Annotated in this window: 20 protein-coding genes; 3 read left to right on the top strand and 17 right to left on the bottom strand. The window is 60.4% G+C overall.

Annotated features, from left to right (window positions below; genetic code table 11):
* Positions 1-84: 84 nt before the first annotated feature.
* A complete protein-coding gene (locus AB1462_RS19535) occupies positions 85-2,232 on the bottom strand; it encodes a 3-hydroxyacyl-CoA dehydrogenase NAD-binding domain-containing protein (protein WP_367247655.1) in 2,148 nt (715 codons plus the stop codon).
* Between the two features lie 16 nt (positions 2,233-2,248).
* Positions 2,249-3,454: an acetyl-CoA C-acetyltransferase gene (locus AB1462_RS19530; protein WP_367247653.1), complete on the bottom strand. Its 1,206-nt coding sequence runs from the start codon at positions 3,452-3,454 to the stop codon at positions 2,249-2,251.
* 646 nt (positions 3,455-4,100) lie between these two features.
* Here AB1462_RS19530 and AB1462_RS19525 point away from each other — a divergent pair.
* Positions 4,101-4,907, top strand: coding sequence for a cytochrome c (locus tag AB1462_RS19525; RefSeq protein ID WP_090400384.1), 807 nt, complete (start codon positions 4,101-4,103; stop codon positions 4,905-4,907).
* Between the two features lie 28 nt (positions 4,908-4,935).
* Here the strand turns inward: AB1462_RS19525 and AB1462_RS19520 are convergent, their stop codons facing one another.
* The 14 genes from AB1462_RS19520 to AB1462_RS19455 form a co-directional block, all read right to left on the bottom strand.
* The gene (locus tag AB1462_RS19520; protein ID WP_090400385.1) at positions 4,936-5,739 is read right to left on the bottom strand and encodes a transglutaminase family protein; all 804 of its coding nucleotides are present in this window, start codon (positions 5,737-5,739) and stop codon (positions 4,936-4,938) included.
* Positions 5,736-6,686, bottom strand: coding sequence for an alpha-E domain-containing protein (locus tag AB1462_RS19515; RefSeq protein ID WP_090400386.1), 951 nt, complete (start codon positions 6,684-6,686; stop codon positions 5,736-5,738). The genes AB1462_RS19520 and AB1462_RS19515 overlap by 4 nt, the downstream gene beginning before the upstream one ends.
* A gap of 4 nt (positions 6,687-6,690) precedes the next feature.
* Complete coding sequence (locus AB1462_RS19510; RefSeq protein ID WP_090400387.1) at positions 6,691-8,100, bottom strand: circularly permuted type 2 ATP-grasp protein; 1,410 nt, start codon at positions 8,098-8,100, stop codon at positions 6,691-6,693.
* A gap of 457 nt (positions 8,101-8,557) precedes the next feature.
* Positions 8,558-8,899 carry a ribonuclease E inhibitor RraB gene (locus tag AB1462_RS19505; protein ID WP_015885395.1) on the bottom strand — a complete coding sequence of 114 codons (342 nt, stop codon included), beginning with the start codon at positions 8,897-8,899 and terminating at the stop codon, positions 8,558-8,560.
* Positions 8,900-9,112: 213 nt separating this feature from the next.
* Entirely contained in the window at positions 9,113-9,349 is a 237-nt protein-coding gene (locus tag AB1462_RS19500) for a hypothetical protein (protein WP_090400388.1), read from the bottom strand.
* 103 nt (positions 9,350-9,452) lie between these two features.
* Entirely contained in the window at positions 9,453-10,058 is a 606-nt protein-coding gene (locus tag AB1462_RS19495) for an START domain-containing protein (RefSeq protein ID WP_090400389.1), read from the bottom strand.
* Between the two features lie 41 nt (positions 10,059-10,099).
* Positions 10,100-10,354 (bottom strand): YkgJ family cysteine cluster protein, encoded by a 255-nt coding sequence (locus AB1462_RS19490; protein ID WP_017527406.1) that lies wholly within the window; start codon positions 10,352-10,354, stop codon positions 10,100-10,102.
* A gap of 162 nt (positions 10,355-10,516) precedes the next feature.
* Positions 10,517-11,008 (bottom strand): translation initiation factor 2, encoded by a 492-nt coding sequence (locus AB1462_RS19485; protein ID WP_090400390.1) that lies wholly within the window; start codon positions 11,006-11,008, stop codon positions 10,517-10,519.
* A 104-nt stretch (positions 11,009-11,112) separates the two neighbouring features.
* Entirely contained in the window at positions 11,113-12,552 is a 1,440-nt protein-coding gene (locus tag AB1462_RS19480) for a PLP-dependent aminotransferase family protein (RefSeq protein WP_090400391.1), read from the bottom strand.
* Positions 12,553-12,823: 271 nt separating this feature from the next.
* Positions 12,824-13,639 carry an OmpA family protein gene (locus AB1462_RS19475; RefSeq protein WP_090400392.1) on the bottom strand — a complete coding sequence of 272 codons (816 nt, stop codon included), beginning with the start codon at positions 13,637-13,639 and terminating at the stop codon, positions 12,824-12,826.
* Positions 13,636-13,998 (bottom strand): DUF4398 domain-containing protein, encoded by a 363-nt coding sequence (locus AB1462_RS19470; RefSeq protein ID WP_090400393.1) that lies wholly within the window; start codon positions 13,996-13,998, stop codon positions 13,636-13,638. The genes AB1462_RS19475 and AB1462_RS19470 overlap by 4 nt, the downstream gene beginning before the upstream one ends.
* A 9-nt stretch (positions 13,999-14,007) precedes the next feature.
* Positions 14,008-14,823 carry a substrate-binding periplasmic protein gene (locus AB1462_RS19465; RefSeq protein WP_367247652.1) on the bottom strand — a complete coding sequence of 272 codons (816 nt, stop codon included), beginning with the start codon at positions 14,821-14,823 and terminating at the stop codon, positions 14,008-14,010.
* A gap of 84 nt (positions 14,824-14,907) precedes the next feature.
* The gene (locus tag AB1462_RS19460; protein ID WP_090400394.1) at positions 14,908-15,837 is read right to left on the bottom strand and encodes an electron transfer flavoprotein subunit alpha/FixB family protein; all 930 of its coding nucleotides are present in this window, start codon (positions 15,835-15,837) and stop codon (positions 14,908-14,910) included.
* Positions 15,838-15,839: 2 nt separating this feature from the next.
* Entirely contained in the window at positions 15,840-16,589 is a 750-nt protein-coding gene (locus tag AB1462_RS19455) for an electron transfer flavoprotein subunit beta/FixA family protein (RefSeq protein ID WP_090400395.1), read from the bottom strand.
* A gap of 529 nt (positions 16,590-17,118) precedes the next feature.
* Between AB1462_RS19455 and AB1462_RS19450 the strand changes: the two genes are divergently transcribed.
* Positions 17,119-18,783 carry an electron transfer flavoprotein-ubiquinone oxidoreductase gene (locus AB1462_RS19450; RefSeq protein ID WP_367247650.1) on the top strand — a complete coding sequence of 555 codons (1,665 nt, stop codon included), beginning with the start codon at positions 17,119-17,121 and terminating at the stop codon, positions 18,781-18,783.
* Positions 18,784-18,891: 108 nt separating this feature from the next.
* Here AB1462_RS19450 and AB1462_RS19445 read toward each other — a convergent pair whose 3' ends face one another.
* Complete coding sequence (locus AB1462_RS19445; RefSeq protein ID WP_259191275.1) at positions 18,892-19,785, bottom strand: AraC family transcriptional regulator; 894 nt, start codon at positions 19,783-19,785, stop codon at positions 18,892-18,894.
* Positions 19,786-20,006: 221 nt separating this feature from the next.
* Between AB1462_RS19445 and AB1462_RS19440 the strand changes: the two genes are divergently transcribed.
* Positions 20,007-21,059 (top strand): NAD(P)-dependent alcohol dehydrogenase, encoded by a 1,053-nt coding sequence (locus AB1462_RS19440; RefSeq protein ID WP_259191276.1) that lies wholly within the window; start codon positions 20,007-20,009, stop codon positions 21,057-21,059.
* Positions 21,060-21,161 lie beyond the last annotated feature (102 nt).

The raw sequence follows: 21,161 nt of genomic DNA, 5'->3' as shown, positions 1-21,161 counted from the left end.
CTGACACGGTGATGGGAATAATGCACACCCCAGAGCCTGCCTTGAAATACCCCTCCAAGGCAAGCCCCGCTGGATGCTCTTTGATCACCGAAACACTTCATCTCGTGCGGCTTTGTCGAGCAACAACGCCGGCGGCGAGAACCGCTCCCCATACTGTTCGGCCAGGTAGCGGGCGCGGGCAATAAAGTCGTTGAGGCCGTACTGGTTGATAAACTGCAACGCGCCACCACTCCAGGCGGCAAAGCCAATCCCGAAGATCGACCCCACGTTGGCGTCAGCGGTGGACATCAACACGCCCTCCTCCACGCATCGCACGGTCTCGATGGCCTGGATAAACAGCAGACGGTCGCGCACATCCTGCGCTGAAATCCGCTGGTCGGCTCGCTCAAAGCGCGCTTTCAACTCAGGCCACAAATGCTTCTGCCCGCCCGCCGGGTACTCGTAGAAACCGCCCCCCGCCGCCTTGCCCGCGCGTTTGTACTCGTTCACCAACAGATCAATCACCACCGTCGCCGGATGGCTCGGCACTGCTTTACCTTCAGCCTGCAGATCCTTGGCAGCCTGCTGTCGGATATGGCTCATCAGGCTGAGGGACACTTCGTCGGACACCGCCAGCGGCCCTACCGGCATACCCGCCTTGCGCGCCTCGGTCTCGATCATCGGCGCAGCCACACCTTCGCCCAGCATGGCGATGCCTTCATGGGTGAAGGTGCCGAACACCCGCGAGGTGAAGAACCCACGACTGTCGTTGACCACGATCGGAGTTTTCTTGATTTGCAGGACGAAATCGAACCCCCGGGCCAGGGTTTCGTCCGAAGTGCGGGCGCCCTTGATAATTTCCACCAGGGGCATCTTGTCCACCGGGCTGAAGAAATGCAGGCCGATGAACTTGCCTTGATCCGGCACCGCCGTGGCCAGGCCGCTGATGGGCAAGGTGGACGTGTTGGAGGCGATCACCGCGTCGGCGCCGACCACACGGTGTGCGGCAGCCGAGACCTTGGCCTTGAGTTCACGATCTTCGAAGACCGCCTCGATGATCAGGTCGCAACCGACCAGATCAGCCTCCGAAGCCGTAGGATGAATCCGCGCGAGGGTGGTTTCGCGCTGCTCGGCGGTCAATTGCCCACGGCTGACCTTCTTGTCCAACAGCGCCATCGAATGCGCCTTGCCCTTCTCGGCGGCCGCCAGGTTGATGTCCTTGAGCACCACATCGATGCCCGCGCAGGCGCTGACATAGGCGATGCCTGCGCCCATCATCCCGGCGCCAAGCACCCCGACCTTACACGTCACGTACGGCGCAAAGCCCTGAGGCCGCGAGCTGCCGGCGTTGATTTCATTGAGTTGGAACCAGAAGGTGCCAATCATGTTTTTCGCCACCTGCCCGGTGACCAGTTCGGTGAAGTAGCGGGTTTCGATCAGGTGCGCGGTATCGAAATCCACCTGCGCGCCTTCCACGGCGGCGCAGAGGATTTTCTCCGGGGCCGGGAAGCAGCCATTGGTTTTGCTGCGCAAGATCGACGGTGCGATGGCGAGCATTTGCGCAACTTTCGGGCTGGACGGCGTGCCACCGGGAATCTGATAAGTCTTGGTGTCCCACGGCTGCTTGGCCTGCGGATTGGCGAGAATCCAGGCGCGGGATTTGGCCAGCAGTTCAGTGCGATCCGCCGCCAGTTCATCCACCAACCCGGCTTGCAGCGCCTGCTGGGGCCGGACTTTTTTGCCTTCGAGCAAATACGGCAAAGCTTTTTCCAGCCCAAGCATGCGCACCATACGCACCACGCCACCGCCGCCCGGCAGCAGGCCGAGGGTGACCTCCGGCAAACCGAGTTGTACCGACTTGTCATCCAGCACGACGCGGTAATGACACGCCAGGCAGACCTCCCAACCACCGCCGAGGGCTGCGCCATTGATGGCGGCCACCACCGGCTTGCCGAGGGTTTCCAGGCTGCGCAGTTGCGCCTTCAACACCACCACACTGTCGTAGAAATCCTTGGCGTGAGCCTTGTCGACCTTGATCAGTTCATTGAGGTCGCCGCCGGCGAAAAAAGTCTTCTTCGCCGAGGTGATAACCACACCGGCAATGTCGTCCTTTTCCGCTTGCAGGCGTGCGACGGTGGCCGCCATCGCGTCGCGGTACGCGGCGTTCATGGTGTTGGCGCTCTGGCCGGGCATGTCGAGGGTCAGCACCACGATCTGGTCCTGGCCTTTTTCGTAACGAATGGCATCGGTCATGACAAAGTCCTTGGGCTCAGAGACGTTCGATGATAGTGGCGATGCCCATGCCGCCGCCGACACACAGGGTGGCCAGGCCGTAGCGCTGCTGGCGCACCTCCAGTTCGTCGAGCAGGGTGCCGAGGATCGCGCAGCCCGTGGCGCCCAACGGGTGGCCCATGGCGATGGAGCCGCCGTTGACGTTGACGCGCGCGGCGTCGATACCCATGTCCTTGATGAACTTGAGCACCACCGAGGCAAAGGCCTCGTTGACCTCGAACAGGTCGATGTCTTCTATGCGCAAACCGGCCTTGGCCAGCGCTTTACGGGTGGCCGGTGCCGGGCCCGTGAGCATGATGGTCGGGTCGGTGCTGGTGACGGCGGTGGCGACGATGCGCGCCCGAGGTTGCAGGCCCAGCTCGCGGCCCTTTGCTTCGGAACCGATCAACATCAACGCGGCACCGTCGACGATGCCGGAGCTATTGCCCGGTGTGTGGACGTGGTGAATGCGTTCCACATGGCTGTAGACCCGCAACGCGGTGGCGTCGAAGCCCATCTGGCCAATCATTTCGAAGCTGGGCTTGAGCTTGCCAAGGCCTTCGAGGGTGGAGTCGGCGCGAATAAACTCATCGTGGTCCAGCAGCACAATGCCGTTCTGGTCCTGCACCGCGATCAACGACTTGTTGAAGGAACCGTCTGCACGTGCCCTGGCGGCTTTCTGCTGGGACTGTAGGGCAAAGGTATCGACGTCCTCGCGGGTGAAACCTTCCAAGGTGGCGATCAGGTCGGCGCCAATGCCCTGGGGCGTGAAGTGGCTGTGCATGTTGGTCTGCGGGTCGAGTACCCAGGCCCCGCCATCGCTGCCCATCGGCACGCGGGACATGGACTCCACGCCGCCGACCACCACGAGGTCTTCAAAGCCGGAGCGCACTTTCATCGCGCCGAGGTTGACCGCTTCCAGGCCCGAGGCGCAGAAACGGTTGATCTGTACACCGGCGACGCTGACGGCCCAGTCCGCCACCAGGGCGGCGGTCTTGGCGATGTCGGCGCCCTGGTCGCCCAGCGGGGTGACGCAACCGAGCACGATGTCATCCACCTGCTGGGTGTCGAGGTCGCTGCGTTGCGCCAGCGCGGTGAGCAGGCCGGCCACCAGGTTTACCGGCTTGACGCTGTGCAGGGCGCCGTCGGCCTTGCCTTTGCCGCGGGGCGTGCGTATCGCATCAAAGATCAAAGCTTGGGTCATGACGTCCTCGAACCATTGCGCAGTAGTGCCCTTACCTTAGGCCCGATTGACACGGTTTCAATGACGGATGCGCTCATTGCTTTTGACCGCCACACTCGGACGAACGGTAGGTACCTAAGGTAATTGCGTGATTAATCGTTTTAGCTGTCTAGCCAAGGCATTGGCGCCAAGATGGCGTTATGCCTCATGTCTTTTTAAGCTGAAACTCTTATTAAGTGATATTAAATGGGTCTAAGCCGCAAAGAACGAGGGCTCTAAGGTTCAATCAGTAAGAAGTTGCTGCCGGGTTTTGCTGGAGCAGCTGTAAGAAAAGCGACACGTCACCTTGCGATACTCATCACACCGGCACGCATTTGACGCTCAGGAATAACAACAAAAGGCAGTCAGCCATGTTCAAACATTCGAAAGTACGTCAGGCGGGACTTATTCTGTTCGCCACCACCCTGATTCTGATCTTGCCCAACCTGACCAAGGTTATTGGCTAACGGTCCGCCCTCCATTCTGTGCACTTATTGCATCGGGATTACCGCTTTTGGCAGCACCTGTCGGGACTTCGTGCATAGCGATCCTGTTGCAGGGGCTGCCTTTTTACGCGCGCTTTTCCGGTATCGTGGGCCCCATCGCCACTTAACACGGGGCCGCCGTCTTGAAACCGACCTTCGCACTCCTTGCCTTGTTGCTCGCCCTGCCCGCCTCGGCGGCACAATTGACCGTCGAGCTGGATCACACCCGCAAAACGTGGGAAACCGCCGACCTGCTCAAGCATCCGGACGCGCAAACGGTGCAGGTCGTCGATGACGTCTCCTACAAACGCAACATGACCTATCGCGCCGTACCGCTGGCAGTGCTCCTACCGGGTCTCCCGCCCGATAAGCATCTGCAAGCCGTTGCCCTCGATGGATTCGCCGCGGAACTGACGGCCGCACCGTTGCTGCAAAAAAACGGCGCGCGCGCCTGGCTGGCCGTGGAAGACCCGGCCCACCCCTGGCCGCCATTGGCAGACGGCAAGCCGAGCGCCGGGCCGTTCTACCTGGTGTGGACCGATCCCCAAGCCGGGCATATCAGCCCGGAACAGTGGCCGTTCCAGATCTCCGGGATCAAGCAGCTGACGACGGTGGCCGAACGTTTTCCGGCGTTGTTGCCCGACCCGAGGCTGGCGGCCGATGATCCGGTCAACCAGGGCTTTGCGCTGTTCCAGAAGAACTGCCTGGCCTGCCACCGCCTCAATGGCGGCGGCGATGCACAGGTGGGACCGGACCTGAATATTCCCTACAACCCTACGGAATATTTCAGCGGCGACTTCCTCAAGCGCTATATCCGCGATCCGCAGAGCTTGAGGCACTGGCCACAGGCGAAGATGCCAGCGTTCGCCGCCAGTGTGTTGCCTGACAGCGAGCTGGAGTTGCTGGTGGGGTACTTGAAGCATATGGCGGGGCGTAAGCAACTACCTTGAATCCACCACAATCCCTGTGGCAAGTGGATTATTGCTGCTGGACCGAGATCACCGGCGTCGGCGCCACGAACACCTTGGCATGCATCTGCTCATGCCCGCCGCCACGGCGCATGCCACGCACCGGGCAAGCGTCGAGGTAGTCCAGGCCCACGGCCAGTTTCAAATGCCGCTCCGGCCGGGCCAGTTGGTTGGTCACGTCAAAGCTGTACCAGGCGTCATCCAGCCAGGCTTCGGCCCAGGCGTGGCTGGCCAGGTGGGTGCTGTCTTCCGTGTACAAATACCCCGACACATACCGCGCAGGAATGCCCAGGCTGCGCGCGCAGGCCAGGAACGCATGGGTATGGTCCTGGCACACCCCCGCCCGCCCTGCGAAGGCCTGGGCGGCACAGGTGTCGACTTCGGTGGCACCCGGCGTGTAAACCATCGACTGGTTGAGGGCGTGCATCAGGTCGATCAACGCGGTGCGATCACGACGCTGGTGGCAATGCTGTTGCGCAAAGGCGCGCAGGGCTTCGTCCGGCTCAGTCAGGCGGGTGCAGCGCAGGAACGGAAAGGCTGACTGGCTCTCATGCTCGGCCTCGCGCAACTCATCGATATCCACCTGGCCACGGGCGCCGATGATGATGGCGTCGTGGGGTTCGTCCAGGGTCAGCACGTGCAGGATATTACCGAACGGATCTATCTGCGCACGCACCGGGCGTGGCAGGTCCAGCTGCCAACTGAGCACATGCTGACGCTCGCTGTCGTGGGGCGTAAGGCGCAGGTACTGGATGCTGGCGCGTACCTGGTCGTCGTAATGGTAGGTGGTTTCGTGACTGATGGAGAGTCTCATGCAGCCTCCAGGTAGGAACTGTAGATGGCGTCGCCCAACTGGCGGACCAAGGGGATAAAGTCGGTCAGCCAGGCGTGCAGGCCTTCCTCGAGGATTTCATCGATCGCGGTGAAGCGCAGGCGCGCATCCATCTCGGCCGCCAGGCGCTGGGCCGGACGGCCGTTGATGCCGGGCAGGCTGGCGAGGATCTGGTCGATCTCTTCGCTGCAGGCCCGCAGCGAGCGCGGTACATCGGCGCGCAACAGCAACAGCTCCGCGACTTGTCGGGCGCCTGGGGCGTCGCGGTAGATCTCGGTGTAGGCCTCGAACGACGATAACGCGCGCAGCAAGGCACTCCACTGATAGTAGGCGTGGGCGGTGCCATCGGTGACGGCTTCGGCCTGGTCGCCGGCCATTTCATAACGCGCATCCAGCAGGCGCAGGGTGTTGTCGGCGCGTTCGATAAAGGTGCCCAGGCGAATAAAACGGAAGGCGTCGTTGCGCATGATGGTGCCGTAGGTTGCCCCCCGGAACAGATGGGAACGTTCCTTGACCCACTCGCAGAACCGACTCATGCCGTAGCGGCTGAGGCCCTGCTGTGAGATTTCGCGAATATCCAGCCACGTGGCGTTGATGTTTTCCCACATGTCGGCGGTAATTCGCCCACGCACGGCATGGGCACTGGCCCGCGCCGCGCCGAGACAACTGTAGATACTGGCCGGGTTGGCCGCATCCAGGGCGAAGAAATGCAACAGGCGTTCGGCGTGCAGTTCACCGTGGCGTTCGCGGTAGTCATCCAGCGTGCCGGTGATCAGCAGCGGCATGGCCAACTCATGCAGGCCATCACCGCGCCCATCCTGGGGCATCAGCGACAGCGAATAACTGACATCGAGCATACGCGCGAGGTTTTCAGCGCGTTCCAGGTAGCGCGACATCCAGTACAAATCCGAGGCAGTTCTACTCAACATGGCATCAGTCCTCGACCACCCAGGTGTCTTTGGTGCCGCCACCCTGGGACGAATTAACCACCAGTGACCCTTCACGCAGCGCTACACGGGTCAAACCGCCGGGTACCACACGGGTTTCCTTGCCGGACAACACGAACGGGCGCAGGTCGATATGGCGCGGTGCGATACCGTTTTCGACAAAGGTCGGGCAGGTGGATAAACACAGGGTTGGCTGTGCGATATAGGCCTGGGGCTTGGCCTTGATACGCGCACGGAAGGCTTCGATTTCGGCTGCCGTGGACGCAGGCCCCACCAGCATGCCGTAGCCGCCGGAGCCCTGGGTTTCCTTCACCACCAGGTCCGGTAGGTTGGCCAGCACGTGGGACAATTCGTCGGGCTTACGGCATTGGAATGTGGGAACGTTCTGCAGGATGGGTTCTTCATCCAGGTAAAAACGGATCATCTCGGTGACGAAGGGGTACACCGACTTGTCATCCGCCACCCCGGTGCCGATCGCATTAGCCAGTACCACGTTGCCCGAGCGATACGCCGCCAGCAGGCCGGGCACGCCGAGCATGGAGTCCGGGTTGAACGCCAGCGGGTCGAGGAACGCATCGTCGAGGCGACGGTAGATCACGTCCACGGCTTTGGGGCCGTCGGTGGTGCGCATGAACACACGGTCATCGCGCACGAACAGATCCGCGCCTTCCACCAGCTCCACGCCCATTTCCCGGGCTAAAAATGCATGCTCAAAAAACGCGCTGTTGAAACGCCCAGGGGTCAGTACCACCACGCTTGGGTTATCCAGGGGGCTGGCGCTTTTCAGGGTATCGAGCAGCAGATTGGGGTAGTGATCGATCGGCGCGATGCGCTGGGCGGCGAACAACTCAGGGAACAGGCGCATCATCATCTTGCGGTCTTCGAGCATGTAGCTCACGCCGCTCGGCGTACGCAGGTTGTCCTCCAGCACGTAGTAGGTGCCGTCGCCATCGCGTACGAGGTCGACCCCGGAGATGTGGGAATAAAGGTCGCGATGCAGGTTCAGCCCCTGCATCGCCAACTGGTATTGCTCGTTGGCCAGTACCTGTTCAGCCGGAATGATCCCAGCCTTGATGATGCGTTGTTCGTGGTAGAGGTCGGCGAGAAACATGTTCAGCGCCTTGACCCTTTGAATGCAGCCACGCTCGACCATGCGCCATTCGCTGGCGGGAATACTGCGGGGGATGGTGTCGAAAGGAATCAAACGCTCGGTGCCCTGCTCGTCCCCGTAAAGCGTGAAGGTGATCCCGGCGCGGTGGAACAGCAAGTCGGCTTCGCGCCGGCGCTGGGCCAGCAGTTCAGCGGGGGTGTCGGCCAACCAGCGGGCGAACTCGCGGTAGTGAGGGCGAACCTGCCCTGCCCCATCGTACATTTCGTCGTAATAAGTGCGGATCATGCCGTACTCCTTGTCACCCGGACGCAAGAACCATCGCAAGGCCCGTGCCAGCGGCATAAACACTTAAAAATCAGTGGGTTAAATATAAGCAAAGACCTGGTCGCACCGTCCTGGTGCGCAGAATGCGCGCTGCAATGCAGCACGCTTCATGGCAATGCAAGCTTTGGCTATCAACAGCATAGCCAGAGTTGATTTCACTGCCCGCCGAAGCCTGCGGATAATCATCCCCATCAGCTGAACAGGATGTGTCCTACAGCTTTAACCATCGCGCAATCGGTACCGTGACAGCTCGTGTACCGACCGACTCCTCCGGTCTTCCCTTTCGGCCACCCTCTTCGGGTGGCCTTTTTTTTGGTGCAAAAAAGGGCTGTGCTAGTTCCGTAGATTTTCTCACTGCACACACAAAATCGGCCGACCCTAGGGTCAGCCGATACGCTGCGTTGCTCATACAATTGCGCTACATGGGTAACCCACGCACCTCTTGCTTGACGCCCCATCCTTCGATGATCCCGCCCAGCGGTTCGACCACTGCTTCAAAGTCTTGCTCGAAGTCTCCTATGCCGTCGTAGGTTGCAAACATGATCTTGCTCAGTTCCAGGTACCAGGCGCCATCGTCGCGCGCACTGACCTGGGCATTCAGGGACTCACCACGAAATTCACCCGCAGCCCTGCGCGCCCGTTCCTCATCCGGGAAAATGGCGTAGAACTCAATGGGGTGGAAACGTGAGAAGTCGAAGCCGCCTTCCTTCATGCGGCGCAGAACGTTGGTGCTGATGTCTTCTTGATAGGCTGTGCTCATGAAACGTCCTCCTCAAACCGATGGATAGACTTTCCGTGCTTCCCAAAGCCCGCGCGTTACCGGCGCGGGTACCACGGCAATAACATCACCACGGGAAAACAAGCATGTAGCTGACAAGACCAGACCTTAGCGATTCATTCGCTGATCTCACTTGCAGAGTAGCGCGAAGCTATCACCTCCACCAGAGGTGCTTGAATGGCATACAGGGAATGTTCAGGCGGCGGGAGAGATGTCGAGGATTTGAATACTGTTCTGGTCTTTGAGGATCTTGACCGTTGGCTCAGGCTTGCGGCCCTCAAGGTCATTGAGGTCGAGTTCGGCGGCCACGGGCACCAGCTTGTTGCGAATCATGTGTGCCGCATCTTCGAGGCTGGGCTTCTGCTCGCAGGTGAACTGCTCCACGGACCGTACGCCGTGATCATCAACGAAGGTAATCTGCCACTTTTGCATCGGTGCCTCCTCGATAAAACCCGTGTGTGGGCTTACAACTATCTGGACCTTGAGGGCTCGGCAAACGTTCCACTCACGTCAGGAGGCACCGGATCAACTGCATTTATTTTTCAGCGTGTTCTTTCAAGGCTTTCAAGGTGTTGAACGGCGCGTCCACCACGAACTTGTTGGCCAACCACGACGGCACGCTGCCGCCCGGCTCGGTGTGTACCTGGTAGGTGACTTCGGTCTCATTGGCGCCTTTAGGCACCAGTTTCCAGAAGCCCTCGACCTGGGCGACACGCACGTAGCCTTTTTCTTCGGGCTTGTAGGTCGGCACGCCCTGCAACTTGCGGGTTACGTTGCCGTCGGCGTCCTTGGTGGTGGTGACATGGATGTACGAATCACGATCGGTCACCGGGAACGGCGCGTTGAACTGGGTGTAGGTCCAGGCCTCATCGCCTTTCTTGTCGACCAGCTTCTGGGATTTGCACTCATGAATCCACGAACAGGCGCCGACCACATCTTCCTGAAGTGCCTGGATCTTGGCGACAGGCGCCTTGATCACGGTCACACCGCGATACGCCTTGTATTTGGAGCCGGCAACTTCGCTCAGGGACACCTTGATACCGCCTTCGTCCTTGGCGACTTGCCAATCCTCAGCCTGGGCAGTGGCAGCAAATAACAGCGTAAAACCGCACAGCACAGCCATTCGTTTCAGCGAACCCATTGTTGTATTCCTTATTGTTGAAGTTCCAATAGTAAAGCCCATCAAGCCGCCGTCATCTGCTCCCACCAGCCGATCAACCGGATCGCATCGGCCTGGTCGGTACCGCAGACATCGATATCCGCCTTGAAATCACTGCACACCGCCGGGCGTTCCGGCTGGCCGAACAGTTGGCACAGCTGTTCGACCGACAGGTGCAGGCAGCGTTCGCCCGCCGGTTTGCCATTGGGCATTCCGGGTAAGGGCGAACTGATGGAGGGGGCGATGCAGCAAGCGCCACAGCCTTCACGGCAATTCATGACCAGCAGGTCCTCGACGACTCAGTAGGGATGGCCGGGCTAGAGTACGCCCTTAAACAGCCGTTTTAAAATGGGTTAACAGGGGTTTTTCGCACAAAACAAAAGTGACCGACCAGTCTGCGACAGATGGTCGAAGGCCTGCGTCACCGTTGCAGGAAAAGTTTACTGTTTGAACTCGAATTCCAACGCAGCACCTTCCACATCACGGCGCTCTTCGTTGCGCAATTGCAGCTTCATCTCATTGCTGAGCAAACGGCCGTTGATCTGGAACGCACTGTTGTCGGTGGGCTTTTCACCAAACATCGGCGGCAGCAACGGCACGCTCTTGGGCTTGGGCACAGTACCCAGGGGCTGTAGATGCCTGACCATGTCCGAAGGCAGGGACAAATCCAACTGTGCCGGTGGCAGTTTGGTCTGTGCCACTTCCTGGGCTGACTTGGATTTTTTCGCCGCCGACGCACGTTTTTTCGCCGTGGCGGTTGGCTTCTTAGCGACGGGGGCTTGTTTGGCGGGACTCGGTTTTTGTACCGGAGCATCCTGCTGGGTATTGGCAGCGGGCTTGTTTTCAGCCACAGGTGCTGCCGCCAGCACTGTGCTGACGTTACACAGGCTAAACAGGCCAATCACCAAAGCAGCGCGAACAATCGAGGTCATATTGCCTACAGCATTAACGGCAGAGGGCCATATGCTCGCTTGTTGTGCACGGCATGACAAGCGCGGTGATTAGCCAACTATTGGAGTTGCCCCCGTTCAACACCTCAAAAACCGGCTGCCGTTTCCTGGCATAACTGGCTGGCCAGCATGCCCAGGGTCATCAGCGCACGCTCTGCTTCGCGGTTCCACGGGGTGCCGCAGTTGAGGCGAATACAGTGGTTGAACTGCTCGGTATTGCTGAAGATCAACCCCGGCGCGATGCTGATGCCCTGTTGCAGGGCACGCACGTGCAGTTCCTGGGTATTGACCCGCCCAGGCAAACTGACCCACAAAATAAAGCCCCCCTTCGGACGGGTCATCTGGGTACCTTCCGGGAAATACTGCTGCACCGCCAATTGGAACGCGCTGAGGTTCTTGCGGTATTCCTGGCGGATATAACGCAGATGCCGGTCGTAGCCGCCGTTCTCCAGGTACGCCGCAACGCCCATCTGGGTGACGCTGCATGCCGAGTGGGTGCTGAACATTTGCAGGCGCTGGATTTCCTGCTGGTATTTGCCGGCGATCATCCAGCCGATGCGCACGCCCGGCGACAAGGTCTTGGAGAAACTTGAACAATAGATCACTCGGTCGAGGCGGTCGTAGGCCTTGAGGGCCTTGGTGCGGCCCAACTCGAACATCAGTTCACCGTAAATATCGTCTTCGACAATCTGGATATCGAAATCCGAAGCCAGGCGCAGCAACTGTTTCTGCCGCTCCTCGGGCATGGTGCCGCCCAGTGGATTGCTCAGGCGCGTGGTCAGCACCAGGGCCTTGATCGACCATTGGTTGGCTGCCAGTTGCAAGGCTTCCAGGCTCATGCCGGTGGACGGGTCGCTGGGGATCTCGATGACCTTGAGGCCCAACAGGTCAGCCAGTTGCAGCAAACCGTAATAGGTCGGTGATTCAGCCGCGATCAAGTCGCCGGGGCGTGTCAGCACCCGCAGGGACATCTGCAATGCGTCAACACAGCCGTGGGTGATCACCACTTCGGAGGGGTCCACCACCACGCCGGCGTCACGCATGCGAATCGCCACCTGGCGGCGCAGCGGCTCAAAACCGGGGCTGAACATGTAACTGAAGGCACGTGGGCTCTGGAAGCGCGTGACCTTGGCCAACTGCTGATGCAGCGCCCTCACCGGTAAATAGTCGACGCTCGGCACGGCGGCGCCCAGCGGAAATACACCTTCGCGGCGCGACTCGCCCAATACCTGCTGGATAATGCTGCTGCGGGTGACCAACCCCGGGCGCTCGACCCGCGCGATGTCCGGCGTCGGCGCCGTGAGCGCTGGCGTCTGGTGCACGTAGTAACCAGACTGCGGCCGCGCCCGGATCAACCCCTGGTCTTCCAGGTTGGCGTAGGCCTGCAATACCGTGGCATGGCTGACATTGAGCTGGGAGCTCATCTTGCGCACCGAGGGCACGCGCTCGCCAGGTTGATAGACACCGCGACGGATGTCCTCAGCCAGTTGCTGGGCGATACGTTGGTAAAGCAACAGATTGGTCATGACGCAGCACTCGATTTCACGGGTATTTTATTTTTGTGTGAAACATACCGGCACAGTTTAGAAGTGTACGGGAACAGTTGCCACAATAGTCGAGCGCGCGTGGGAGTGACAGTAAAAACTGTAAGGTGAGTGGAGAGAATATTCAGATGTATACAGAACAATGTGGGAAAGGGCTTGCCCCCGATGACGGAGTGTCAGTCGCCGCAAATAGTGGCTGATCCACCGCTATCGGGGGCAAGCCCCCTCCCACATTCTTGATCGGTGAAAGGCTTTAGCGCGCGGCGCCCAGTTGGCCTTTTTCATCGGAGAACACTATTTCCACGCGACGGTTCTGCGCCCGGCCACGTTCGGAGGCGTTGGCTTCCACCGGATACTGGTCGCCGTAGCCCTCGACCTGGATGCGTTTCTCGTCGATCCCCAGGTCCACCAGCACATCGGCCACCGATTGCGCGCGGTCACGGGACAGCTTGAGGTTTTCCTGCTGACCACCCGTATTGTCGGCGTACCCCTCGATGCGCACCACACGCTTGGGGTTCAGTTGCAGGAACTGCACGATTTTCAACACGGTGCGGTTGGCCGAGTTTTTCAACTCCGCTTCACCGGTATCGAACAGCACGTCGCCCAGGGTCATCACCAAACCACGATCGGTCTGGGTGGTGGTCAGGCTGGCGATCTGTTCTTCGAGCCATTTACCCTGCTGCTGCACGCTGATCAGCTTGCTTTCACGTAGGGCCAGTTGCAGGCGCTGGCGTTCCAGTTCGAGCTTGGCGCCACGCTCTTCGTTAAGCGCCTGCTCGGTGTGTTCGCGGGCGATGGCACTGTAGCGCTGGCTCAGGTAGGCGTAATGCACCACGTCGGGGCCGCTGCCCCAGTAGCTGGACAAGCGGTCGGCCCGTGCCAGGGATTCACCGGCGCGAATCACATCCTTGGGCGCGATACGCAGCACGTTGGCGTCTTCCTTGACCTTCTGGAAGTCGCTGCCCGCCTGTTGCAAGGCCTGTTCGCCACTGGGGTGGCTGGCACAACCGCCGAGTGCCGCACTGCCCAGCAACACGGCACAGCTCAAACCACGGATCATCGGGCTCATTGGGCTTCTCCCAACTGCAATTGCTTGCGCAGGCGCGTGATGCGGGTGTTGAGCACGTTCAGTTGTTCCTGGCTCTTGCGGGTCAACACTTTGGCTTCGGCCAGGCGCGCATCCAGTTCGGCCTGTTCGGCCTGCATGCGCGCGTCCTTGTAGGATTGCTCGGCCATGTCGGTCTTGGCCTGGGCGAATTTGTCTTCGGCCAGTTTCAGTTCGGGGGATTCATCGGCGCTGGCGCCCACGGCGTTGGCTTGTTCCAGGGCTTGCTGGGTGAGGCGAATTTGTTCATTCGGCGCAGGATCGGCTGCACATCCCGCCAGAGCGACAACGGCGAGGGCCGCGAAAAAAGGTCGAAGAGTCACTGAAAATCCCTACTTTGTTGGGGTGCCGACGGGTTGTTGCAATTGCGCTTTCCAACGCTCCAGATTGCGCTGCAGCGCGGCTTCCGTCACACCAGACCCGGGCAATTCTGTCATCTTTTTGGCCAGCTGTCCGCGCAGCCAAGGATCATTGCAGGCGGAGTTGTGGGAAATCGCCAGGTACAGGCCGGGCTGGTCGATGGGAATATCACGGGCGATCAGGTCGTTGCTCATGCCCAGCGTCTGGGCCATGGCCATGCCGGAGTAACGCCCGGCCAGCACGTAGTCCACTTCCCCCAGCAGCAGTTTCTGGAAGGCCGCGGTCAATGTGGGCAGGCGTTGCAGGGTCAGTTGCTGGCCGGCGAAGGTTTCAAAGTCGCGGCTCAAGCGCGCCCGCTCCGACACCGCGCCCTTGTGACCATGCAGGTCGGCCGCCGAGGTATAGACCAGCGCCGAATCCTTGCGGGTCCAGACCAGGTAATCGAGCTGCACCAGCGCCGGGTGAATGTAGTCGAGGTTTTCCAACTCGCCGAGGTTCAGCGGCGCATCGGCGAGGATGTCCATGCGCCCGCTGCGCACTTCGTCCAGGGCCAGGGAACGAATGCCACCGTAGAGCAGGTCGATTTTCAGGCCGAGGTCCTTGGCCACCTGTTGCAAGACATCGGCGGTGGCGCCGATCAGATGCGTCGGGTCTTGGGGATCGCGCCACAGCAGCGGCGGTGCGTCCGGGCTGCCGGTGATGACCAGGCGATCACATTTGCCGGCAGCCAGGGCCAGGCCCGGCAACAACGTAAGGCCTAGCAGTACGGCCCAGGGGCGCAGTTCCATGGCGGTTTCTCCGATGTTCAAAAAAGCCCAGGCCAAAAAAAGCCCGGTCACAAGACCGGGCTCTTTATAAGTGAAGCGGCTGGATTAGACCAGCTTCTCCAACTCAGGTACAGCTTCGAACAAGTCCGCGACCAGGCCGTAATCGGCCACCTGGAAGATCGGTGCTTCTTCGTCCTTGTTGATCGCGACGATCACTTTGGAGTCTTTCATACCGGCCAAGTGCTGGATCGCGCCGGAGATACCGACGGCGATGTACAGCTGTGGCGCAACGATCTTGCCGGTCTGGCCGACCTGCATATCGTTGGGTACGAAACCTGCGTCGACGGCGGCGCGGGAAGCGCCGACCGCAGCGCCCAGCTTGTCGGCCAGGGCGTACAGGTGCTTGAAGTTGTCACCGTTCTGCATGCCACGGCCGCCGGAAACGACGATCTTGGCAGCGGTCAGCTCAGGACGGTCCGACTTGGCCAGCTCTTCGCCAACAAAGCTGGACGTGCCTGCGTCGTGGGCAGCGGAAACAGCCTCAACAGCCGCCGAACCACCTTCGGCGGCAACCGGATCGAAACCTGTGGCACGCACGGTGATGACCTTGACGGCAGCGGTCGATTGCACGGTGGCAATGGCGTTACCGGCGTAGATCGGGCGTGTGAAAGTGTCGGCGCTTTCGACCGAAACGATCTCGGAGATCTGGTCAACGTCCAGCTGCGCGGCAACGCGTGGCAGGATGTTTTTGCCGTTGGAAGTGGCGGCAGCCAGGATGTGGCTGTAGCCGGCGGCCAGCTCAGCAATGAGCGGAGCAACGTTTTCCGGCAACTGGTGAGCGTAAGCGGCGTTGTCGGCCAGCAGTACTTTGCTCACGCCAGCCACTTTGGCTGCGGCATCAGCCACGGCGCCAGCGCCTTGACCGGCGACCAGTACGTGGATGTCGCCACCGATTTTAGCGGCAGCAGCAACGGTGTTCAGGGTGGCCGGGGCCAGCACTTTGTTGTCGTGTTCTGCGATTACCAAGATAGTCATGGTTAGATTACCTTCGCTTCGTTTTTCAGTTTCTCGACCAGTTCAGCCACCGACTTGACCTTGATGCCCGCGCTGCGTGCAGCCGGTGCTTCAACCTTGATGGTCTTGTTGGTGGAGGCGGTGGAAACGCCCAAAGCGTCCGGAGTCAGCACTTCGAGAGGCTTCTTCTTGGCTTTCATGATGTTTGGCAGGGACGCGTAGCGCGGCTCGTTCAAACGCAGGTCGGTGGTGACGATGGCCGGCAGTTTCAGCGAGACCGTCTGCGCGCCGCCGTCGATTTCACGGGTCACGGCAACGTTGTCGCCGCTCACTTCGACTTTCGACGCGAAGGTGCCCTGGCCGTAACCGGTCAGTGCAGCCAGCATCTGGCCAGTCTGGTTGTTGTCGCTGTCGATCGCCTGTTTGCCAAGGATCACCAGCTGAGGCTGTTCCTTGTCGACAACGGCTTTGAGCAACTTGGCCACGGCCAGGGAGGTCAGCTCTTCAGCGGACTCGACCAGGATGGCGCGGTCGGCGCCCAGTGCCAGGGCAGTACGCAACTGCTCTTGAGCAGTGGTCGGGCCGACGGAAACCACGACGATTTCAGTCGCCACGCCTTTTTCTTTCAGGCGTACGGCTTCTTCCACGGCGATTTCACAGAAAGGGTTCATCGACATCTTGACGTTAGCAAGGTCGACGCCGGAATTGTCCGCCTTGACGCGAACTTTCACGTTGTAATCGACAACGCGTTTGACAGCTACAAGAACCTTCATGGATTCCTCGTTACTCTCCGGTGAAAAGAAAGTCGCCTAGGCGAACCTGGCGGTTGATGCTCATCGGCACACAAGGGCACCTCCAAAAACCTCGGCGTGACCTTGCTCACGGGAAGTGATGACCGTTCGTCAGTGGTGACTGAGAGGTCATTCTTTATCGCGGCGTGTAAACTGCGCGCCATTGTTTGGGCACGCGTCACCTTTTTTGCCTTTGCCTGTCTTTGGACGTGCGCCTGAAACCGCTAGTCTGCCTACGGTATGCGCAAAACCGACCGTATATTGACCGGAACGCCTATTCCGGTCAATACGGCAAAATGGCCAGTCATAAGCCGCGTTGCTTTGATTTACCTAGCCTGCGGGCAATTCAAACAAACGTTTGTATTGGACGCTGACAGTGGTCTATATATAATGCGCCACCTAGAGAGAAAGGTGGGTCATGCCCTGCCCTTGCGCACGGCAATGATGGACACGACACCGAACCTCCACCCATTAGAAAAAAGCCTGTTGAGCCTTGAGTAGGAGATAGCCTGTGGAACGCGAATACATGGAATTCGACGTGGTCATCGTCGGCGCTGGCCCGGCGGGCCTGTCTGCCGCCTGCCGACTGAAGCAGAAGGCCGCCGAAGCCGGTAAGGAAATCAGCGTCTGCGTGGTCGAGAAAGGCTCCGAAGTGGGCGCACACATCCTTTCCGGTGCCGTGTTTGAACCACGCGCCCTGAACGAACTGTTCCCGGACTGGAAGGAACTCGGCGCCCCGCTCAACACCCCCGTGGTGCGCGATGACATCTATGTCCTGCGCAGCCGCGAGACCTCCACCAAGGTGCCTGATTTCTTTGTGCCCAAGACCATGCACAACGAAGGCAACTACATCATCTCCCTGGGCAACCTGTGCCGCTGGCTGGCCCAGCAGGCCGAGAACCTGGGCGTGGAAGTCTACCCAGGCTTCGCCGCCCAGGAAGCGCTGTTCGATGAAAACGGCGTGGTGCGCGGGATCATCACCGGCGACCTCGGCGTCGACCGTGAAGGCCAACCAAAAGAAGGCGTCTACACCCCGGGCATGGAACTGCGTGGCAAGTACACGCTGTTCGCCGAAGGCTGCCGTGGGCATATCGGCAAGCAGTTGATCCAGCGCTTCAACCTGGACAGCGACGCCGACGCCCAGCACTACGGCATCGGCCTCAAGGAAATCTGGGAAATCGACCCAGCCAAGCATCAGCCAGGCCTGGTGGTGCACACCGCCGGTTGGCCGCTGGACATCATGAGCAACGAGAACACCGGTGGCTCGTTCCTCTATCACCTGGAAAACAACCAGGTGGTCGTTGGCCTAATCGTCGACCTGTCCTACAGCAACACCTTCCTGTCGCCGTTCGATGAGTTCCAGCGTCTCAAGCACCACCCGGTGCTGGCCCAGTACCTCGAAGGCGGCAAGCGCATCAGCTACGGCGCACGCGCCCTGGCCAAGGGCGGCATCAACTCGTTGCCGAAGATGGTGTTCAAGGGCGGCGCCCTGATCGGCTGCGACCTGGGCACCATGAACGTGGCCAAGATCAAAGGCAGCCACACCGCCATGAAGTCCGGCATGCTCGCCGCCGACGCCGTGGCCGAGCGCCTGTTTGCCGAATCCAAAGGCGGCGATGAGCTGACCAACTACGTCGACAGCTTCAAAGCCAGCTGGCTCTACGAAGAACTGTTCGCCAGCCGCAACTTCGGCCCGGCGATGCACAAGTTCGGCCCGATCATCGGCGCCGGCTTCAACTGGTTCGACCAGAACATCCTCGGCGGCAAGATGCCGTTCACCCTGCACGACACCAAGCCGGACTACGCCTGCCTGAAACTGGCCAAAGACAGCCAGAAAATCGACTATCCCAAACCCGACGGCAAGCTGAGCTTCGACAAGTTGAGCTCGGTGTTCATCTCCGGTACCAACCACGAAGAAGAGCAGCCGTGCCACTTGAAGTTGAAAGACCCAAGCATCCCGATCGGCACCAACCTGCCGCTCTACGATGAACCGGCGCAGCGCTACTGCCCGGCTGGCGTGTATGAAGTGATCACCAAGGAAGACGGCGAGAAGCGCTTCCAGATCAACGCCCAGAACTGCGTGCACTGCAAGACCTGTGACATCAAGGACCCTTCGCAGAACATCACGTGGGTGACGCCGGAAGGCGCGGGTGGGCCGACTTACCCGAATATGTAAGCCAAACGAGGCTCCCAACTGGGAGCCTTTTTTATGGAGTCAAACTCGGTCAAATGTGGGAGGGGGCTTGCCCCTCCCACACTTGGATTGTGCATTTACCTGAAATGACTATGCAGCCCGCTCTTCGCCAGGGTTGCGCTCGAAGTAGCGCTTGTACTCGCGACTGAACTGCGACGTACTCTGATACCCCACGCTATGCGCCGCCTGCGCAACGCCCATGCCTTCAACCAGCAGCAACTGCTGAGCCTTGAGCAAGCGCAAACGCTTCAAGTACTGCACCGGCGACAACAATGTGCAGCGTTTGAAATGTTCGTGAAACGTCGACGCACTCATATGCGCATACCCCGCCAACGTCTCGATATTCAGCGGCTCGGCGTAATGGGCATGCAGGTGACTCAACGACGTGGCGATTCGTGAGAACTGCCCTTGCTGTTCTACCAACGCACGCAGCACATCGGCCTGCGGGCCGCGCAAGGCGGTGAACAATAATTCGCGTACCCGCGCCGGGCCCATGATCCGGCTTTCCAGTGGATCGTGCAGGCACTGCAGCAACCGCTCGACGCAGCCGCGCATGGCGTCATCCAAGACCACCGAACTCATCGACTCCAGGGTTTGCGCGGTCGGCGGAGGCCCGGCATGCATGCCCATGGCCATCACCAACTCACCCAGCACCACGCGGTCAATGCCCACGGTCACGCCCAGCAGCGGCGCACCGGGCGCCATGGCGAACGTCTCGCACTCGAACGGCACCGGCATCGCCTGGATCAGGTAGTGCCCGGCGCCATACTCCAGGGTACGCGGGCCCAGGTAGGCAACCTTGCTGCCTTGGGCCACGAACATCAGGCTCGGCTCGTAGATCTGCGGGCCGCGCGCTACATCGCAACTGGCGCGCAGCACTTGCACACCCGGCAGGTGGGTCGGGGAGAAACCATCGCGAGACGTCAGCCCCTCGATCAGGGAAACCAGCGTGGCGTTGGCATCAAGATGGCGGGTCAATAGCATAAAAGCAGTTCTCGGGAGTGTTCAGATCTGAGCATCAGCAAGCTTCAAGCCTCAAGCTGCAAGAGAGCACGCAGTTTATAGCTTGCGACTTGTAGCTTGCTGCTTTTAGCTGCTCCTCCGGAGCTTTAGGCATGAGACTCGGAGCAATCACCATGGCCGCATCAGGGGGTGGCGCGGAGAATGGCCCGCCTCATCTGTCACTGCTTTTGCGAGGTTTCGCCATGTATACCGCCATCGGTTACGCCGCCCAGTCGGCCACCACTCCCCTCGCCCCCATGTCGTTTGAACGCCGCAGCCCGCGCGCCGATGACGTGGCCATCGAGATTCTCTACTGCGGCGTGTGCCACTCCGACATCCACCAGGCCCGCAACGAATGGGGCATCGCCGTCTACCCGCTGATGCCCGGCCACGAGATCGTCGGCAAGGTCACCGCCGTCGGCGCCAGCGTTACCGCGCATACAGTCGGCGACCTCGTCGGCGTGGGCTGCATGGTCGATTCGTGCCGCCACTGCGAAGCGTGCAAATCGGACCTCGAGCAATATTGCCTCGAAGGCCCGACCATGACCTACGCCACCCCGGACCGCGTCGACGGCAGCAACACCATGGGCGGTTACTCCGACAGCATCGTGGTCAGCGAGCACTTCGTAGTGAAGATCCCGGCCAATCTCGACCTGGCCAGCGCCGCGCCGATCCTGTGCGCGGGCATCACCACCTATTCGCCGCTCAAACACTACGGCGTCAAGGCCGGCGACAAAGTCGGGATTCTCGGCATGGGCGGCCTGGGCCATATGGGCATCAAGTTCGCCAAGGCCATGGGCGCGGAAGTCACACTGTTCACCCGCTCGGCGAGCAAGGCTGAAGAAGGCCGTCGCCAGGGCGCCGACCATGTGATCGTGTCCACCGACGCCGAGCAGATGCAAGCCGCCGCCGGCAGCTTCGACTTCCTGCTCGACACCATCCCGGTGCAGCACGACCTGAACCCCTACCTCGACGTGCTGCGCTTTGATGGCGTGCATATCCTGGTTGGCCTGATCGAGCCGGTGGACCCACCGGTCAACGCCGCCAAACTGGTATTGGGCCGTAAAGTGCTGGCCGGTTCACTGATCGGTGGCATTGCCGAAACCCAGGAAGTCCTGGATTTCTGCGCCGAACATGGCATCACCTGTGACATCGAAATGCTCGACATCCGCCAGATCAACGAGGCTTACACCCGTATGATCGCCGGTGATGTGAAGTACCGCTTTGTCATCGACATGGCGACCTTGAAGGTCTGAGTGCCCTCACCCCACTCCCAGTAGATACCAACACCGCGTAAACCCGTAGCAGCTGCCGAGCGCAAGCGAGGCTGCGTTGCGGTGTGTCAGATACACCGCTGA

This window comes from Pseudomonas sp. SB113 (genome assembly GCF_040754745.1).
In the GTDB taxonomy this organism is placed as follows: Bacteria; Pseudomonadota; Gammaproteobacteria; order Pseudomonadales; family Pseudomonadaceae; genus Aquipseudomonas; species Aquipseudomonas grimontii.
The sequence above is the reverse complement of the archived record's forward strand: the minus strand, read 5'-3'. Positions and strand labels throughout refer to the sequence as shown.

Coding starts and splice junctions, on each gene's coding strand:
- AB1462_RS19535 (WP_367247655.1), bottom strand. CDS start 2,232: ATGACCGATGCCATTCGTTACGAAAAAGGCCAGGACCAGATCGTGGTG.
- AB1462_RS19530 (WP_367247653.1), bottom strand. CDS start 3,454: ATGACCCAAGCTTTGATCTTTGATGCGATACGCACGCCCCGCGGCAAA.
- AB1462_RS19520 (WP_090400385.1), bottom strand. CDS start 5,739: ATGAGACTCTCCATCAGTCACGAAACCACCTACCATTACGACGACCAG.
- AB1462_RS19515 (WP_090400386.1), bottom strand. CDS start 6,686: ATGTTGAGTAGAACTGCCTCGGATTTGTACTGGATGTCGCGCTACCTG.
- AB1462_RS19510 (WP_090400387.1), bottom strand. CDS start 8,100: ATGATCCGCACTTATTACGACGAAATGTACGATGGGGCAGGGCAGGTT.
- AB1462_RS19505 (WP_015885395.1), bottom strand. CDS start 8,899: ATGAGCACAGCCTATCAAGAAGACATCAGCACCAACGTTCTGCGCCGC.
- AB1462_RS19500 (WP_090400388.1), bottom strand. CDS start 9,349: ATGCAAAAGTGGCAGATTACCTTCGTTGATGATCACGGCGTACGGTCC.
- AB1462_RS19495 (WP_090400389.1), bottom strand. CDS start 10,058: ATGGGTTCGCTGAAACGAATGGCTGTGCTGTGCGGTTTTACGCTGTTA.
- AB1462_RS19490 (WP_017527406.1), bottom strand. CDS start 10,354: ATGAATTGCCGTGAAGGCTGTGGCGCTTGCTGCATCGCCCCCTCCATC.
- AB1462_RS19485 (WP_090400390.1), bottom strand. CDS start 11,008: ATGACCTCGATTGTTCGCGCTGCTTTGGTGATTGGCCTGTTTAGCCTG.
- AB1462_RS19480 (WP_090400391.1), bottom strand. CDS start 12,552: ATGACCAATCTGTTGCTTTACCAACGTATCGCCCAGCAACTGGCTGAG.
- AB1462_RS19475 (WP_090400392.1), bottom strand. CDS start 13,639: ATGAGCCCGATGATCCGTGGTTTGAGCTGTGCCGTGTTGCTGGGCAGT.
- AB1462_RS19465 (WP_367247652.1), bottom strand. CDS start 14,823: ATGGAACTGCGCCCCTGGGCCGTACTGCTAGGCCTTACGTTGTTGCCG.
- AB1462_RS19460 (WP_090400394.1), bottom strand. CDS start 15,837: ATGACTATCTTGGTAATCGCAGAACACGACAACAAAGTGCTGGCCCCG.
- AB1462_RS19455 (WP_090400395.1), bottom strand. CDS start 16,589: ATGAAGGTTCTTGTAGCTGTCAAACGCGTTGTCGATTACAACGTGAAA.
- AB1462_RS19445 (WP_259191275.1), bottom strand. CDS start 19,785: ATGCTATTGACCCGCCATCTTGATGCCAACGCCACGCTGGTTTCCCTG.
- AB1462_RS19440 (WP_259191276.1), top strand. CDS start 20,007: ATGTATACCGCCATCGGTTACGCCGCCCAGTCGGCCACCACTCCCCTC.